This window comes from Rhizobium favelukesii, assembly GCF_000577275.2.
Classification (GTDB): domain Bacteria; phylum Pseudomonadota; class Alphaproteobacteria; order Rhizobiales; family Rhizobiaceae; genus Rhizobium; species Rhizobium favelukesii.
Genome location: NZ_HG916852.1, coordinates 2,985,700 through 3,000,891 on the forward strand (window position 1 = coordinate 2,985,700; position 15,192 = coordinate 3,000,891).

Annotated in this window: 16 protein-coding genes and 2 pseudogenes; 7 read left to right on the forward strand and 11 right to left on the reverse strand. The window is 61.4% G+C overall.

Going from position 1 to position 15,192, the window contains the following annotated elements; genetic code table 11:
- The first annotated feature begins 53 nt into the window (after positions 1-53).
- The 4 genes and pseudogenes from LPU83_RS53335 (at position 54) to LPU83_RS53350 (ending at position 2,603) form a co-directional block, all read left to right on the forward strand.
- Entirely contained in the window at positions 54-449 is a 396-nt protein-coding gene (locus LPU83_RS53335) for a (R)-mandelonitrile lyase (protein ID WP_024313976.1), read from the forward strand.
- Positions 450-502: 53 nt separating this feature from the next.
- Positions 503-1,659: pseudogene (locus LPU83_RS53340) on the forward strand (IS110 family RNA-guided transposase).
- Positions 1,660-1,929: 270 nt separating this feature from the next.
- A pseudogene (locus LPU83_RS53345) lies at positions 1,930-2,457 on the forward strand (aldo/keto reductase); the annotation flags it as partial.
- Entirely contained in the window at positions 2,394-2,603 is a 210-nt protein-coding gene (locus LPU83_RS53350; protein WP_225039709.1) for a dihydrofolate reductase family protein, read from the forward strand. The pseudogene LPU83_RS53345 and the gene LPU83_RS53350, both read left to right, overlap by 64 nt.
- A 36-nt stretch (positions 2,604-2,639) precedes the next feature.
- Here LPU83_RS53350 and LPU83_RS53355 read toward each other — a convergent pair whose 3' ends face one another.
- Entirely contained in the window at positions 2,640-3,491 is an 852-nt protein-coding gene (locus LPU83_RS53355) for a LysR family transcriptional regulator (protein ID WP_024317689.1), read from the reverse strand.
- Positions 3,492-3,587: 96 nt separating this feature from the next.
- On the opposite strand from LPU83_RS53355, the gene LPU83_RS53360 reads away from it, so the two are divergent.
- Both LPU83_RS53360 and LPU83_RS53365 read left to right on the forward strand, forming a co-directional pair.
- Positions 3,588-4,556, forward strand: coding sequence for a quinone oxidoreductase family protein (locus LPU83_RS53360; protein ID WP_024317688.1), 969 nt, complete (start codon positions 3,588-3,590; stop codon positions 4,554-4,556).
- Positions 4,557-4,632: 76 nt separating this feature from the next.
- Positions 4,633-5,775, forward strand: coding sequence for an alpha-hydroxy acid oxidase (locus tag LPU83_RS53365; protein WP_024317687.1), 1,143 nt, complete (start codon positions 4,633-4,635; stop codon positions 5,773-5,775).
- Position 5,776: 1 nt separating this feature from the next.
- Here the strand turns inward: LPU83_RS53365 and LPU83_RS53370 are convergent, their stop codons facing one another.
- The 9 genes from LPU83_RS53370 to LPU83_RS53410 all read right to left on the reverse strand — a co-directional run bounded on the left by LPU83_RS53370 (position 5,777) and on the right by LPU83_RS53410 (position 11,613).
- Entirely contained in the window at positions 5,777-6,517 is a 741-nt protein-coding gene (locus LPU83_RS53370) for a metallophosphoesterase family protein (RefSeq protein WP_024317686.1), read from the reverse strand.
- A 3-nt stretch (positions 6,518-6,520) separates the two neighbouring features.
- On the reverse strand, positions 6,521-6,877 hold the full coding sequence (gene uraH / locus LPU83_RS53375) for a hydroxyisourate hydrolase (protein WP_024317685.1): 357 nt from the start codon (positions 6,875-6,877) through the stop codon (positions 6,521-6,523).
- Positions 6,874-7,371: an ureidoglycolate lyase gene (locus LPU83_RS53380; protein WP_024317684.1), complete on the reverse strand. Its 498-nt coding sequence runs from the start codon at positions 7,369-7,371 to the stop codon at positions 6,874-6,876. The genes uraH and LPU83_RS53380 overlap by 4 nt, the downstream gene beginning before the upstream one ends.
- Before the next feature lie 4 nt (positions 7,372-7,375).
- On the reverse strand, positions 7,376-7,738 hold the full coding sequence (locus LPU83_RS53385; RefSeq protein ID WP_024317683.1) for a HepT-like ribonuclease domain-containing protein: 363 nt from the start codon (positions 7,736-7,738) through the stop codon (positions 7,376-7,378).
- Positions 7,735-8,025, reverse strand: a complete 291-nt coding sequence (locus LPU83_RS53390) for a nucleotidyltransferase family protein (protein WP_024317682.1) — start codon at positions 8,023-8,025, stop codon at positions 7,735-7,737. Before LPU83_RS53390 ends, LPU83_RS53385 begins: the two co-directional genes overlap by 4 nt.
- A gap of 54 nt (positions 8,026-8,079) precedes the next feature.
- Positions 8,080-8,577, reverse strand: coding sequence for a 2-oxo-4-hydroxy-4-carboxy-5-ureidoimidazoline decarboxylase (uraD, locus tag LPU83_RS53395; RefSeq protein WP_024317681.1), 498 nt, complete (start codon positions 8,575-8,577; stop codon positions 8,080-8,082).
- Entirely contained in the window at positions 8,577-9,500 is a 924-nt protein-coding gene (puuE, locus tag LPU83_RS53400) for an allantoinase PuuE (protein ID WP_024317680.1), read from the reverse strand. Before puuE ends, uraD begins: the two co-directional genes overlap by 1 nt.
- A 99-nt stretch (positions 9,501-9,599) precedes the next feature.
- Complete coding sequence (locus LPU83_RS53405; protein ID WP_024317679.1) at positions 9,600-10,322, reverse strand: DUF1045 domain-containing protein; 723 nt, start codon at positions 10,320-10,322, stop codon at positions 9,600-9,602.
- Positions 10,323-10,434: 112 nt separating this feature from the next.
- Positions 10,435-11,613 carry an NAD(P)/FAD-dependent oxidoreductase gene (locus LPU83_RS53410; protein ID WP_024317678.1) on the reverse strand — a complete coding sequence of 393 codons (1,179 nt, stop codon included), beginning with the start codon at positions 11,611-11,613 and terminating at the stop codon, positions 10,435-10,437.
- Between LPU83_RS53410 and mnmC2 the strand changes: the two genes are divergently transcribed.
- Positions 11,612-12,328 carry a tRNA (5-methylaminomethyl-2-thiouridine)(34)-methyltransferase MnmC2 gene (gene mnmC2 / locus LPU83_RS53415; RefSeq protein ID WP_024317677.1) on the forward strand — a complete coding sequence of 239 codons (717 nt, stop codon included), beginning with the start codon at positions 11,612-11,614 and terminating at the stop codon, positions 12,326-12,328. The genes LPU83_RS53410 and mnmC2 overlap by 2 nt on opposite strands.
- On the opposite strand, the gene LPU83_RS53420 is transcribed toward mnmC2, so the two are convergent.
- On the reverse strand, positions 12,325-15,159 hold the full coding sequence (locus LPU83_RS53420; protein WP_024317676.1) for a PAS domain-containing hybrid sensor histidine kinase/response regulator: 2,835 nt from the start codon (positions 15,157-15,159) through the stop codon (positions 12,325-12,327). The genes mnmC2 and LPU83_RS53420 overlap by 4 nt on opposite strands.
- Positions 15,160-15,192 lie beyond the last annotated feature (33 nt).

The following is a 15,192-nucleotide window of genomic DNA, read 5'->3' on the forward strand; positions in this document are numbered from 1 at the left end:
TCTCCGACACAGCCAGCCTAGCACCGGGCTGCGAAGTCACGAAAGGACGAGAGATGAAAATCAAGCGAAACGGCTCCGATCCATCCGCCAAGGGACCGGTGGATTATTTCACCGGAACGGTCCGGATCGACGCGCCGTTCCAGGCGACAGCGCCGGCGCGCGTCGGCGGCGCAACCGTGACCTTCGAGCCGGGCGCACGCACGGCCTGGCACACCCATCCGCTCGGCCAGACGTTGATCGTCATTTCAGGCAGCGGTCGGGCGCAGCGCGAAGGCGGCCCGGTCGAGGAGATCCGCGTCGGCGACATTGTCTGGTTCGAACCGGGCGAGAAGCACTGGCACGGTGCCTCCGCTACCACCGCCATGACCCACATTGCGATCGCCGAAGCCCGCGACGGCAAGGTGGTCGACTGGATGGAAAAGGTCACCGACGAGCAATACCAGAACTAAACGAGGAGCTGGCATGAAAGAGGCCGCGGCCGCTGAGAGAACGGATCACCGAGATGCAGTTGATGATCGAGGGACAGTCACACTTCCAGCCTTTCGGCTTATCCTATTGGGGTTTTGCAAATCTCAACAAGGGAGTTGGAAGCACGACTGCCTCTTATGATTACCATATCGGCGTCGACTACCACAAATCCTATAGCCACCTGGTGGTTCAGGACAGCAATGGCAAGACGCTGAGATCCGGCCGGGTGAAGAACGAGCGACAGTCGCTGGGCGGGTTTCTGGAGCGCTACCGCGAGAACTCGCATGCGGTTGTCGAAGCGACGCGCGACTGGATGGTGATGTACGACTGGCTCGACGACATTTGTGATGATGTCGTCCTCGCCCATCCCTGGAAGGTCAAGGCGATCGCCGACGCCAAGATCAAGACCGACAAGATCGATGCGACGGTGCTGGCGCATCTGCTCAGAGCCGACCTGGTGCCCGAAGCCTGGGCGCCAAGCGAGAGATCGCGAGACCTTCGCGTCGCGCTGCGCGAGCGGATGTTTTACGTCCGGCTGCGCACGATGACGAAGAATCGCATCGTCACGGTGTTCGACCGTTATCCGGAGCAGACGACACAGTTGAAGAAGCTCGGTGATCTGTTTGGCAAGGCCGGACGCGTTCAGCTGGCGCAGGTCAACGTCTCGCCGATCGACCGCATCCAGATCGATCGTGGCCTCGACTTCATCGGCGACATCGATGTGCGGATCAAGCAATCGGAAGCAACGATCCGGGCGATGACCAAGGCCAATACCAACGTCAAGCTGTTGAAGACGATCCCCGGCATCGGCGAGTTCTTCGCCCGACTGATCGACGCAGAAATCGACGATATCGGCCGCTTCCGCAACCCGAAGAAGCTCGCCGCCTATGCCGGACTGGTGCCGTCGACCTATTCCTCCGGCGGCAAGACCTTCCACGGCAAGATCATCAAGCAGGGCAACAAGTGGCTGCGCTGGGCCTTTGTTGAAGCCGTCACCCCTGCCATCGCCAGCGATCCGCAGCTTCGAGCCCAGTATGAACACCTGAGGTTCAGAGGAGTGAACAAGGCGCGGGTTGCCATCGCGCGCAAGCTTTTGACGATCGCCTTCCAGATCCTGCGGGACCAGCGCGCTTACGAGCTGCGCGGCGAAAGCCCCACGGAAGGCGCGTCGAGATATCCCGGTTGTCCTGATGTTTACTTAGCGAGCCCGGCAGGACTGGGCTGCGCTCATCGAGGAGAATGGGAAACCGGGAGCCGAACGCCACCCTGTGACCGAAGCCAGAAGCGGCATTAGGGCACGCATTGGAGAATGGTTCGAGAGCCGCAGGACGGAAACATTCTGTCCCGCGGAACGGAAGACTTGGCCGATCGGCGAGAACGCCGGTCAAAACGAAACCGAACCCAAGGAAAGCCGCCAATTGAAGGCGTTTTGCCCCTTGTGTTCTTTCATTGGAGATACCAGTGCAGAAGCGTACACTTGGAACGAGCGGCCTCGAAGTATCCGCCATCGGCCTCGGATGCATGGGCCTTAGCTATGGCTACGGTCCGGCGACGGACGCGCAGGACGCCATCAAGCTGATCCGCGCCGCCTTCGAACGCGGCGTCACCTTCTTCGACACCGCGGAGGCCTACGGTCCGTACCAGAACGAAACACTGCTCGGCGAGGCGCTGGCGCCCTTCCGTGACAAGGTCATTATCGCGACCAAATTCGGCTTCAACTTCGGCCCGGACGGCGCTCAGAGCGGTATGAATAGCCGACCCGCCCATATCCGGGAGGTCGCCGATGCGGCGTTGAAGCGTCTCAACACCGACGTCATCGATCTTTTCTACCAGCACCGCGTCGATCCCGACGTGCCGATCGAGGACGTCGCTGGCACCGTCAGGGAGCTGATCCGCGAAGGCAAGGTCAAGCATTTCGGCCTGTCTTGCTCGAAGGCGGCGGCGGCATCAACGGCAGCTTTCTGTCCGCCGGGCTCATCGACGAGATCAGTCTCCTCATCCTGCCTGTCGCCGACGGCAGCCTAAACGTGCCGACCACGTTCGATCGCCCCACAGGGCCGGCAACGCGTTTGTCGCTCATATCCGTCGAGCAACTGGAAGGCGATGTCGTCTACCTGCGCTATCGCCCTTGGTAATGCGGGACGAACGGGCTGATGGATAGCTGCGGCGTATCAGCCCGACCACGAAATCGACTTCAACGCGTCCATAACAACCCGCACGATTGGCACGCTGCGGATGTCGGCATGGACGACGAGCCACAGTTCTCGCGTCAGCGGGCGCGGTTGAGGGATCGCTTCGACAAGATCATCCAGGCCGGCCAGCATGAAATTCGGCAGCATGCCGATGCCGCCGCCGGCACGCGCTGCGGCGAGCTGAAACTCCAGCGTCGTTGCCCGGAGCGCCACCTTGCGGCCCTCCGCTGCCTCGCCAAGCAGCATCGATTGCGGCGCGCTCGCCATCGTTTCGTCATAGGCGATGAAGGTCCTTTGCTCCTCCGGCGTCGCCGCAAGATAAGCAGCCGTGGCATAAAAGCCGAAAGCGACATCTCCGAGCTTGCTGATGACGAAGTTGCCCTGCTCGGGCTTCGTCATGCGAACGGCAATATCCGCCTCCCGCCGGTCGAGTGAGGCGTAGCGTGTCTCGCCGACGATCGTGATGCCGATATCGGGATGCCGACCGCGCAACGCGACCAGTGCGGCCGGCAGCAATGCCGCAGCGAGCGTTGGCGGCGCGCTGATCCTGACCTCCCCGGCAAGCGTCGCACCGGCAGCAAGCCCCAGCCTCTCGATCGCAACGGCCTCCTCGCCCATGCGCTCGGCCATCGCCGCCACCCGCTCGCCTTCCGGCGTCAGCAGAATGCGGCGCCCGCGCCGGTCGACCAGCTTCACGCCCGTCTGCTCCTCGAGTCCGGCAACCCGCCGGGAAACCGTCGCATGCTCGACTCCGAGAGCACGCGCAGCCCCGAGCAATGTGCCGGCCCGCGCCAAGGCAGCAAAGTAGCGAAGGCTTTCCCAATCGATCATTGTTCATTTTTTCCCATTGAATGACAATCAATAGGGAATTTTCGATCAAGACGCCACGCGCAATGATGGCTGCAACAGCAATCGGAGTGCGCTTTCATGGACAGGGTCGTTACACTTCTCGCGCCGGGCGGCATCGAGCAATTACAGGTTTCGGAACAGACGCCGCAGGATCCGGGCGCAACTGAAATCCGGATACGCCATGATGCGGTCGGCATGAACTTCCTCGACATCTACCACCGGCGCGGGCTCTACCCGTTGCCTGCCTACCCCGCCGTGCTCGGTGTCGAAGGTTCCGGCGTCGTGGAAGCAGTCGGAAGGGAGGTCACCGACCTGAAGGCCGGCGACCGCGTTGTCTACGCTGGCGCGCCTGTCGGCGCCTATGCCGCGACACGACTGCTTCCGGCGGCGCGCGCCATCCGCCTGCCTGATAGCGTGCCCTCACAGGTTGCCGCTGCCTCCATGCTGAAGGGGCTGACGGCCTATATGCTGCTGACCAAGACCTACCGCATCGAGCCCGGAACCACCGTCCTCGTCCATGCAGCCGCCGGAGGTCTCGGAAGCATCCTCGTGCCGTGGGCCAAGCATCTTGGCGCCACCGTCATCGGAACCGTCAGCTCGGAGGAAAAGGCAGAGCTTGCCCACGCATATGGCGCCGATCACCTGATCGTCGGCCGCGATGCCGATGTCGTTGGCGCCGTGAAGACGGTGACCGATAACAGAGGCGTTGACGTTGCCTATGACGGCATCGGCGGCGGGATGCTCGCAAAGTCCATTCGGGCCGTCCGTCCGCTCGGCGTCGTGGCAACCATCGGACAGGCCGGCGGACCGATCCCGCCCGTCTCAGTCGACGAGCTCCGTCCGGGCAAATGGCTGACGCATCCGAGCATCATGGCCTACATCACGGATACCGCCAGCTACCTGGCGGCAGCCGAGGCGGTGGTCGCAATGCTGGCATCCGGCATCGCTGCAACGATCGCCCGCGAATACGCTTTGGAGGAGGCTGCGCTAGCCCAGCAATTCCTCGAAGAGGGCCGTGCCGCAGGCAGTCTGATTCTTGTTCCATAGGCAACGAAAGAGATACACAAAGCCTCGGAAATCATGTTAAGGGCCATGGCGTTATTCCGATGTGAAAGTCTTATCCATGGCCACTCCTCTCACGATCGCCGACCTGAAAAGTCTCGCCCAGCGCCGCGTCCCGAAGATGTTTTTCGACTATGCGGATTCCGGTGCCTGGACAGAGTCGACCTACCAGGCGAACGAGAGCGATTTCTCCAAGATCAAGCTGCGCCAGCGCGTGCTCGTCGACATGACGAACCGCACGCTGGAGACGACGATGATCGGCCAGAAGGTGGCAATGCCGGTGGCCCTTGCCCCGACCGGCATGACCGGCATGCAGCATGCCGACGGCGAAATGCTGGCCGCCCGCGCCGCCGAGGAATTCGGCGTTCCCTTCACGCTGTCGACGATGAGCATCTGCTCGATCGAAGATGTCGCCTCGGTCACCACGAAGCCCTTCTGGTTCCAGCTCTACGTGATGCGCGATAAGGACTTCGTGCTCAACCTGATCAACCGCGCCAAGGCGGCGAAGTGTTCTGCCCTCGTCCTGACCGCCGATCTGCAGATTCTCGGCCAGCGCCATAAGGACCTGCGCAACGGCCTTTCGGCACCGCCGAAGTTCACGCCGAAGCACATCTGGCAGATGGCGACGCGCCCCTTCTGGTGCCTGGACATGCTACAGACGAAGCGCCGCACCTTCGGCAACATCGTCGGGCACGCCAAGAACGTTTCGGACCTCTCCTCGCTGTCGTCCTGGACGGCAGAGCAGTTCGACCCGCAGCTTTCCTGGGCCAACGTTGCCTGGATCAAGGAACAATGGGGCGGTCCGCTGATCATCAAGGGCATCTGCGACGTCGAGGATGCGAAGGCGGCAGCTGAAACCGGCGCCGATGCCATCATCGTCTCCAACCATGGCGGCCGTCAGCTCGATGGCGCTCCCTCTTCGATCAGCATGCTGCCTGATATCGTCGACGCCGTCGGCCACAAGATCGAGGTGCATCTGGACGGCGGCATTCGCTCCGGCCAGGACGTGCTGAAGGCGATCGCCCTTGGCGCCAAGGGCACCTATATCGGCCGCCCCTTCCTCTACGGCCTCGGCGCCATGGGTAAGGATGGCGTTACACTCGCCCTCAACATCCTGCGCAAGGAAATGGATGTCACCATGGCTCTTTGCGGCAAGCGCGACATCAACGACGTCAACTCGTCAATCATCGCTGGCCGGCAGTAGATTACGGCATCCAGCCTGTCGCAAGCGCGCCTGCCCAATCCGGGCGGGCGTTTTCTTTGGCGAGGCAGGACATGGCCATATGGTCGTAGGCAACGGCTCGGAAGTCCGGCAGCCAGCCAGCCTCGCCCTTCTCTAGGATGCAATAGGACGCCAGGGGGTGGCCGGTCTCGACCTTGTGGTAGTGTGGCGCGTCATCGTCATAGGCGGGGCAGCCGACGCTACCGGGATTGACGATGAGCCTGTTGTCGCTGAGGCGGACCATTCGCGGGATATGGCTGTGGCCGCAGAGGATCAGCGGGAAATCCGTGCCTTTCGCCAGCGCCTCGATCTCCGCGAGCGGCTTCAGGAATACGTGACCTTCGACGGACACGGACTCCAGCCAGTAGATGTTGTCGTTCGCCGGCGTCGCGTGGCAAAGATAGATTTCGTCACGGTAGACCGCACTTGTCGGCAGGCGGCGCAGCCATTGCAGGTCCTCCTCGTTCAGCTGGCCGAAAGCAGCGGCGTCGGAGGCATGCATGGCTTTTGGCGCCTGTTCAATCAGATAGCGATCGTGATTGCCGCGCACGGTCAACATGTCGAGCGCCCGCAGGCGCTCGGCGGTTCGCGCCGCCGTCAGCGGCCCGCTGAAGCAATCGCCGAGATTGACGATATCGCCAATCCCCAGCGCTGCGATGTCGGCAAGCACCGCTTCCAGCGCGAGATGATTGCCATGGATGTCTGCAATGGCGGCAAAACGCATGGTCTAGCTGCCGCGATAGGTCGAATAGCCATAGGGCGAGATCAACAGCGGCACGTGATAATGCGCGGTCACGTCGGCGATGCCGAAACGGATGGGCACGAGATCCAGAAAGGCCGGATGCGGCAGGGCGATACCCGCCGCGCGCAGGTAGTCGCCAGCGTGGAAGAGCAGTTCGTAGGTTCCCGCCTTAAAGCTGTCGCCGATCAAGATAGGTCCGCCATCGACGCGGCCATCGGAATTTGTACTGACCGTCTTGATGTGGCGACGGAAGTCCCCATCCAGATGGAAGAGATCGATCCGCAGCCCTACGGCCGGTTTGCCGGCGGCGGTATCGAGAACGTGTGTGGTCAGTCCGGTCATAGGATCGGCTCGCTGATGATGAACGGGGTTTCGAAGAAGTATTCTTCCAGATTGTTACCGGGCCCCTCACGGTCTACGACGAGGAAGTCGCTGGCGGCGCCGAGAGACATCAGCGGATGATGCCAGACATTGCGGCGATAGTTCACGCCCTGATCGCCTCGGGCCAGGAACACCCGAGGGCGACCGGGCCTGCCTTCGTCCTCGGACACGACAACGAGGTAGGGGCGGCCGGAGATCGGCGAAAAGCTCTGGCTGCCGAACGGATGCCGCTCCATCATGCCGACTTCGTAGGGAAAGGCACGCGGCTGACCGCGGAAGAGATTGATGATGACGCGCGCGCCCTCGCCCGCTGCTTCGGCGGCGGCCAGTGCATGGAAGCGCTCCGTCGTGCCATTGTTGATATAGCGCAGCGTTGCCGGATCGGCTTCGATCACGTCGCCGAAGGGCGCGAAGGCAGATTTGGTGAGGGGAAGAATGTCGAGACGTTGGTTCACAGGATTATTCGCCTTGGATGCGCCAATGGCGTATCGATTGAAGCTGCGAGATCAGGTCGGTCAAATCACTTCGCACGGTGCCCCAAATGGCCGAAAGGTCCGCGCGGTAGTAGTCGTGCACGATCAGATTGCGCATTCCCTTTATCTTTGCCCAGGGAAGTTCAGCGTGATCGCGGATGAAATCAGGATGGCTAACGCCGATCCGAGCTGCGGCCTCGCCTAAGAGGACGAGTGACATGGTCACGGCGAGTTGGGTTCTAAGATCGGCCTGGAAAGCGTTCTCGGTCATGCCCTCCGTCAGCGCGCGTGCCTGCTCGGCAGCTTGCTGCATACGATCGACATATTCCACGAGCCGTTCTGTGCTCATACGACGATCGCTTCTAAGAGAACGCGTTCCCGTATCTTGTCTGGAAGACCCCCGGGCGTTACCAGATCCACCTTCACGCCAAGTGTCTCCGTCAATTCCTCCAGCAACCCGCCAAGATCGAACAATGTCGTGCCTGGCAAGGTGTCGACCAAGATATCTAGATCGCTATCGGGCCGATCCTCGCCGCGCGCCACGGAGCCGAAGACACGCGGGTTCGTCGCGTTGAAGCGCTTCGTCGCTTCGCGGATCGCCTGCCTGTTCTTCTCCAGCACTTCTGAGGGCTTCATGGCGCAACTATAAGTCACGGAGGCGAAAGAGAAAAGCCGTACGACTGGGCAGTCTCAACGCCCCGGCAACATCGTTTCGAGGCGCAGCAGCGCAATGCGCTCGACCTCAGCCATGGCGGTGGTGAACTCCTCGTCGCGGCTGTTGTCGATGCGCTTTTCGAAGGCCGCGAGAATATCGTCCTTGTTCAGCCCCTTTACGGCGATGATGAACGGAAAGCCGAATTTTTCGACATAGGCGGCGTTGAGTTCGGTGAACCGTGCGTGCTCCTCGGCGCTCAGGCGATCGAGCCCGGCGCCGGCCTGTTCCTTTTTGCTGTCTTCCGTCAGCTCGCCTGCTATCGCAAGGCGCCCGGCAAGATCGGGATGAGCGCGCAGCACGCCGAGCCTCTCTTCCGGGCTTGCTGCACGAAAGATGGCGACGAGCGCCGTGTGCACACGATCCACGGTCAGTTCATCACCGATGAAACCGTCGTCATAGGTGCGCTCGGCAACGAACGGCGAATGCTCAAAGACGCCGCCATAACGTGATACGAACTCGTCCCGCGAAAGCATCAGATCGTCTCCGGCTTGTGGTGGGCATGCCAGTGCTGTGCGATCTCGATGCGCCGCGGGATCCACACCTTGTCATGCTTCAGCACGTATTCCATGAACCGCTTCAGCGCCGCCGCGCGGCCCGGGCGACCGACAAGTCGGCAGTGCAGGCCGACCGACATCATCTTGGGGCTGCCTGCCTTGCCTTCGTCATACAGCGTATCAAAGGCATCCTTGAGGTAGGTGAAAAACTGGTCGCCCGAATTGAAGCCCTGTGGCGTGGCAAACCGCATGTCGTTGGTTTCGAGCGTATAGGGAATGATGAGGAACGGATTGTCATCGATGCCCTTCACCCAAAACGGCAGGTCGTCGGCATAGGAGTCAGAAGAATAGAGGAACCCTCCCTCTTCCATAACGAGACGCAGCGTGTTGTCCGAGGGCTTGCCCTGATACATGCCGTAGGGACGCTCGCCGGTCAGCGCCGTGTGCAGGCGCACGGCTTCCTGAATATGCTTGCGCTCGACGTCTTCCTGGAAGTCCTTGTATTCCAGCCAGCGGTAGCCATGGCTGGCGATTTCCCAGCCGGCTTCCTTCATGGCCGCGACGGCCTCGGGGTTGCGCGCCATGGCGAGCGTCACGCCATAAACGGTCGCCTGTACCTTGAGTTCCGTGAACAGGCGCCACAACCGCCAGAAACCGGCGCGCGAGCCATATTCATAGATCGACTCCATGTTGAGGTTGCGTTGGCTCTGCCAGGGTGCAGCGCCGACGATTTCCGACAGAAGGTTTTCGGAGGCCGGATCGCCGTCTAGAATGCAGCTCTCGCCGCCCTCTTCGTAATTGATGACGAACTGGACGGCCACGCGGGCATCGCCCGGCCACTTCGGATCGGGCGTATTGCGTCCATAGCCGATGAGATTGCGCGGATAGGTCTCGGATACCATGAAATCACCTTCCTGAAAGTCGGCGAAACGGTAACATCCGCAGACGGAATGTCGAGACGGAAAGTACGCAACAGAGTTTCGCCTTTGCGGCACAAACCCTTAGGCTAACGCAGGAACACGATCCCGCCGAGCGCTGACCTTGCCCATCGGATGCAGCGAATGCACGCGAAACGGCCCGCCATTCCCTTCCTCGATCATCAACGCAACGTTGGCGACCTTCACGCGATCGGCAAGTACCGGCTCGAAGACGGCCCGAAGCGCCTGCTCGACCCGTGGCATGTCGCAGTGGCTGACGGGGCCGGTCAGCGGCATGTGAAAACGAAATTCGTCCATCACATAGGGGCTTCCCCAGCGGTGCAGATTGGCGAACTGCGCCGCAGATAGACCACCCGGATCGGTCCGCTCGATTTCCGCCTCGCTCAACGGCGCGCGGAATCGATCGAACTCCTGAACAACGGCACTGGCAAGGTAGTGGGCGTGTTCGCAGGGCAGCGACGGAACGAGACTGTAGAACGCACCGAGCCGGGCCACCTCCAGACGATTGATGTGAAACGGCGTCAGTGTGCCGCAGAAGCGCATAAGATCGCGCAAAAGTTGCGCCTCCGTCACATCGGCGGCAAGGCGAAAGGGTGCCTTCAGGACACCGTGAAAACCATAGCGGCGCGGCATCGCCGTATGGAAAGCGATCTCGTGAATGCTCAGGCCGCGTATTGCGGTCGGCTCGACCGTCTCGCCGGAAAACACGTTCCGACCCAACCAATTTGCGGCCACATATGAGAGCGGGTCGCTCGCAGCGGGCGTGAAGCAAATCGCATAGCGCATCACATTTCCTCCGTAGACAAACGGCGCAGCCCTCCGTCGGCGCCGCGATTGCGCTAGCAGATAGGTGATTTGCGTGACAGATTGACGAAAGGCAGGAAACGCTAATTCACGTTTAGCGTGACGCTACGCGGATGTGATTGGCAAGCAGGAAGCTTTCGGGCAGCGCAAAGGGCGGCTGACGACCGGCGGCCAGGTGGACCGCGACCGCCGCCAGATGGTGCGCCAGACCGAAGCTGACCTTGAAGCCGCCCGTCAAGGCGACAAGGCTGTCATGATCTGGATGCGCGCCAACCATCGGATCACGGTCGATCGCCTTCGGCCGCAGACCGGCCCATCGTTCGACAATGGGCGCGCCTTGCAATGCCGGCACCAGTTGTGCGGCTGCCTCAATCAGTGCGTCCAGCTGTCGATCGGTCGAGAACGGCTCGTCGAAGCGAACCTCGCTCGTGCTGCCGATGGCGACATGACCGCCCTCATGCGCAACAATATACAGCCCATCGCGGAAGATCGTCGGCATGGACGGGTCCACGTCGACTTTCAGCAATGCCGCCTGGCCTTTGACGGGCTGGCCGAGCGGCCTTGAAAGACCCCCGGTGCTGCGCTCGAGCAAGGGAAAGGATTGGTGGCCCGCGGCCACAATGCATTGGCTGAAAGTAACGTCGCCCATGCTGGTCTTTGCGACCTTGCGCTGAAGATCGAAACCATCGACCGAAACGTGCTCGGCAACGCGGACATGCCGTGCGTCACGCAGGAATGCAGCGAGTACAGCGATGAGAGAGAGCGGGGCAACTCTGGCGGCAAGCGTGTCGTGCACGAAGCCACTTTGGCCAGCCGCTCCGTCGAGCCAATTCTCTTGGGGAGGCCTGTCGAGCACATGCCAGTGGAAGCGCCGCTCGCCCGCGATCCAGCGCTCCTCAGCATCCCGGGAATGGCCAAGCGCGATCTTACGCAAATGCGGCTTCGGCAACGGAATGAGACGCCCTGAGCGGCGATAGCCGGTGGAAAGGCCCGTCTGCTGTTCCAACGCTGCAATCTCCGCTTCCAGCGAAACCAGCGCATCGAACTGAAATTGCTTCTTGGCGTTCCACTTGTCCGGCATATGCGCCATGAGGGCTCCCAGCAGGCCACCGCTTGCGCCGTGGCCGAGCCGATCGGCGTCGACGAGCAACGCATCGATGCCGAGACGCTCCGCGTGAACTGCCGCCCACAGCCCCATGATCCCGCCGCCGACGATCAGCAGGGCAGTCGATGATTGACCGGAAGACAAGGCCGGACTATCGGCTTTGGTCATGACAGATACGGATCCCGAAAAAATCGCTGGCGCGCACCAGCCGCTTGAGTGGCGCGACGGCGATATGCCCTATTCACCGGCCTTTGGCGACCATTTTTATTGCCAGACTGACGGCAGGTTGGAATGCGGGCATGTCTTCCTTGCCGGCAACGGCCTGCCGCAACGCTGGCAGGTTCACGGCGACTTCCTGATCGGCGAGCTCGGCTTCGGCACCGGTTTGAACTTTGCCGAGACATGGCGCCAGTGGAAGCTCAATCGGCGCACGGGGCAGCAACTGCACTTCATGTCGTTCGAGCTTTATCCGATGCACCGCGAGGAAATCGATCGTGCGCTTTCTCATTGGACCGAGATCGATGCCGAACGGCAAGCCCTGGCGGCAGCATGGCCAGAAACGCCGCAGGCAACGGTATCGCTGAGGCTTGATGACCAGACATCCCTCAGCGTCGTCTGCGGCCGCGCTCTTGAAGGCGTTGCGGCCACCGAGGCCGGCTTCGATGCCTGGTATCTCGATGGCTTCGCCCCGTCGCGCAACGCCGACATGTGGTCTGCGGAATTGATGCACCTCGTCTGCGACAAGACGAAGCCGAACGGAACCTTTGCGACCTATGCCGCGGCCGGCTTTGTCCGGCGCAACCTGATTGCGGCAGGCTTTGTGGTGGAGCGTCGAAGCGGCTTTGCCGGAAAGCGCGAGATGCTGTGCGGCATCAAATCCTAGCTCGCCGAGCGCCCAGCCTGTTGCTCGCTTCGGCCCAACCACAGCTCCAGCTTCTCTTCGAGCAGTTCCGGGCTGATCGGCTTTGACATGTAATCGTCCATGCCTGCCTCCAGGCAGAGATCGCGGTCGGCCTCCAGCGCATGCGCTGTCACTCCGATAATTGGCACGCGATGGCCTTGTCCGCGCTCGCGATTGCGTATTGCGCGCGTCGCGTCATGGCCGTTCATCACGGGCATCGAGACATCCATCATGATGATGCGTGGGGTATAACGGTCAAATGCCTCGACGGCCTCCCAACCGTTGCCGACAACGAGAAAGTTGCGGCCGGTTTCCTGCAATATCTGCGTGAAGACGATCTGGTTGACCTCGTTGTCTTCCGCAACCAGCACATCGATGAACTCGCGCGGTGCACGTTCGCGAGGTTGGACCTTGGGGAGCGGCGGCGGTGCCGCCTGAACGCTGGGCGGCATGGTGACAACAGCGGCAATCTGCTTCGCCCGGCTCGCACGCACGACGTCAACAATGGTGTTCCTCAGCACGCTGGCCCGCGCCGGCTTCATCAGATAGGCTTGGCCGTTAAGCGCTGCGAACTCTTTTTCGGCCCCGGAAATGCCCATCGACGTGAGAAAGATGATCGGCAGACGCTCGAAGCGCCTGTCGATGCGCAGTTTCCGTGCGATCTCGGCACCATTCATGCCCGGTATCGGGTCGTCGAGCACGACTGCATCGATCCCTATACCAAACTCGTCCGCAGCCTCGAGGATTGCAAATGCCGCGGGTCCGTCTTCGGCTGCCGCGCCATCGAAGCCCCAAAGCGCCAATTGCTCGGTTAAAATCTGTCGGTTGACCACGTTGTCGTCGACGATGAGAACACGCGCACCCCTGACGTTGACGGGCAGCGGCTTTGCCAGGCGCGCCGCGGCCACGACGAAAGGCAGGTTCACGGTAAAGACCGAGCCTTCCCCCGGCTGACTGTCCACCTCGAGGTTGCCGCCAAACAAGTCGACCAGTCCTGCCGTGATGGCAAGGCCAAGTCCGGTTCCCTCGTGGCGACGCGTGGAGGATGCGTCGATTTGCGAGAACTTGTCAAAAATGGACTCGAGCTTGTCGCCCGGAATGCCGATGCCGGTATCCTTAACCCGGATGTTCGCCATGAACTCGTCTGGCGCGCCCGGTGTGAAGCCGACGTCCACAAGGACGTGACCACGCTCCGTGAACTTCACGGCATTGCCGACGAGATTGGCGATGATCTGCCGGAAGCGCCCCGCGTCGCCGATCACGGCCGACGGCAAATCAGGCGCCGTGCGCACCAGCAGCTCTATGTTTTTTTCGGCTGCCGGTGACGACAGAAGGGTCGCAACATCCTCGATCGCCTCGACCAGGTCGAACGTCGTGTGCCGGAGCGTCATCTGGCCGGCATCGATCTTGGAGAAATCAAGAATGTCGTTGATGATCGTCACTAGCGCATTGCCTGATTTGACGATGATATCGATGAACGTCTTCTGACGCGTATCGAGATTGGTCTTCGCCAGCAATTCAGCCATGCCGAGAACACCGTTCATGGGTGTCCGGATCTCATGGCTCATGTTCGCCAGGAACTCCGATTTGACGCGATCGGCGGCTTCCGCCCGTGACAGGAGCCGCTCGAGCTCGGCCTCGCGCTCCTTTGCTTCGGTAACGTCGGTGAACAGCGCAATCCAATGCTGGCGCTCACTGATGGTAGCATCCAGGTTGACCCAACGCTCTCCGGCGACATGGAATGGCGTCGAGATCGGTTTCTTGGCCGCGATGTTGTCACGCCAAGTCGTGAGAATTTCATCCTCCTGACCATGAAAATCCCCACGTCGAGCGCAGAACCGGAAGAGGTCGATCCATCCCCGGCCGACAGCCAGGTACTCGGGCGGAATGGCGAGGATGTCGCTGAGTGGGTCGCTGGCGAGTAGGATGATCCCGTCCTGCACGATCAAAAGGCCCTGGGACATCGCACGTGTCGCGTCGTGCATCAGATCGCCCAGATGCTCGAGCGCTGCGCGCGTTTCGTGGACTTCCTTTTCGCGCTCACGGACCGCAGTCACATCAGCATAGGAAAGCAGAACCCGGCCATTGGAGAGACCTCGGCCATCGAAAAGCACTCGCTTGCCGCCAACCCAGCCGAGTTCCACCGGCTGCTGTCGCCTCTCAGCCGCCTGGAAATGCGCCTCACGCCGCGCAAGGATCTGTTCAGGTGTCAACCTGGCGCCGTAGCGTCCGAGCTCGTGACTATGACGGATCACGTCGATGAAGGCCCAGCCGTCAAAGCGGTGGTCGCGCGGTAGATCCCAGACATCGTAGAACTCGTCATTGGCGTAGAGAACATTGCGCTTGTCGTCGAGGATCATGACGCCGACGGGAAGAGCGCGAAGGATGTTTTGGAGATCCTCTGTCAGAGCCTGGCTGCGTGCCAAGGCCGACGCCGAACGGCTATCGCTGCCATGACGCAAGGCCTTCCTTTCGAAAAGACCCAATATGTAGACACGGTCTTCGGACGGCGAGAAGCTCTCTATTCGCACCCGCTCATGCCCGACAGCACCGGCGTCGAAGCAAACGGCACTTTCCTCGCTTGCGAAGACGAGAGCACGCCGTTCCTTGTCCTCGCGGATCTGGTCTTCCGGCGTATCAACGAGTTCGCGGCTCCTGCGCCCGATGAAATCGGAGATTTCCTTTCCGAAGAAGGACGCATAGGCCTCGTTGACGGCCACGTAGCGAAGCTCACTGTTCTTGACATAGGCAGGGTGCTCCAGATCCGCGATCCGGCGGCAGGCCAGTTCGAGAAGGTCCCCGCTCGATGTCAAAATTGGTCCTCGGTCAGGAAAAGCTTGTGCATC

Excerpts from the sequence above, each read along its gene's own strand:
- LPU83_RS53390 (WP_024317682.1), bottom strand. The coding sequence starts at position 8,025 with ATGAAGCCCTCAGAAGTGCTGGAGAAGAACAGGCAGGCGATCCGCGAA.
- mnmC2 (WP_024317677.1), top strand. The coding sequence starts at position 11,612 with ATGACAGATACGGATCCCGAAAAAATCGCTGGCGCGCACCAGCCGCTT.
- LPU83_RS53385 (WP_024317683.1), bottom strand. The coding sequence starts at position 7,738 with ATGAGCACAGAACGGCTCGTGGAATATGTCGATCGTATGCAGCAAGCT.
- puuE (WP_024317680.1), bottom strand. The coding sequence starts at position 9,500 with ATGGTATCCGAGACCTATCCGCGCAATCTCATCGGCTATGGACGCAAT.
- LPU83_RS53405 (WP_024317679.1), bottom strand. The coding sequence starts at position 10,322 with ATGCGCTATGCGATTTGCTTCACGCCCGCTGCGAGCGACCCGCTCTCA.
- LPU83_RS53365 (WP_024317687.1), top strand. The coding sequence starts at position 4,633 with ATGGCCACTCCTCTCACGATCGCCGACCTGAAAAGTCTCGCCCAGCGC.
- LPU83_RS53360 (WP_024317688.1), top strand. The coding sequence starts at position 3,588 with ATGGACAGGGTCGTTACACTTCTCGCGCCGGGCGGCATCGAGCAATTA.
- uraH (WP_024317685.1), bottom strand. The coding sequence starts at position 6,877 with ATGACCGGACTGACCACACACGTTCTCGATACCGCCGCCGGCAAACCG.
- LPU83_RS53410 (WP_024317678.1), bottom strand. The coding sequence starts at position 11,613 with ATGACCAAAGCCGATAGTCCGGCCTTGTCTTCCGGTCAATCATCGACT.
- uraD (WP_024317681.1), bottom strand. The coding sequence starts at position 8,577 with ATGCTTTCGCGGGACGAGTTCGTATCACGTTATGGCGGCGTCTTTGAG.
- LPU83_RS53370 (WP_024317686.1), bottom strand. The coding sequence starts at position 6,517 with ATGCGTTTTGCCGCCATTGCAGACATCCATGGCAATCATCTCGCGCTG.
- LPU83_RS53355 (WP_024317689.1), bottom strand. The coding sequence starts at position 3,491 with ATGATCGATTGGGAAAGCCTTCGCTACTTTGCTGCCTTGGCGCGGGCC.
- LPU83_RS53335 (WP_024313976.1), top strand. The coding sequence starts at position 54 with ATGAAAATCAAGCGAAACGGCTCCGATCCATCCGCCAAGGGACCGGTG.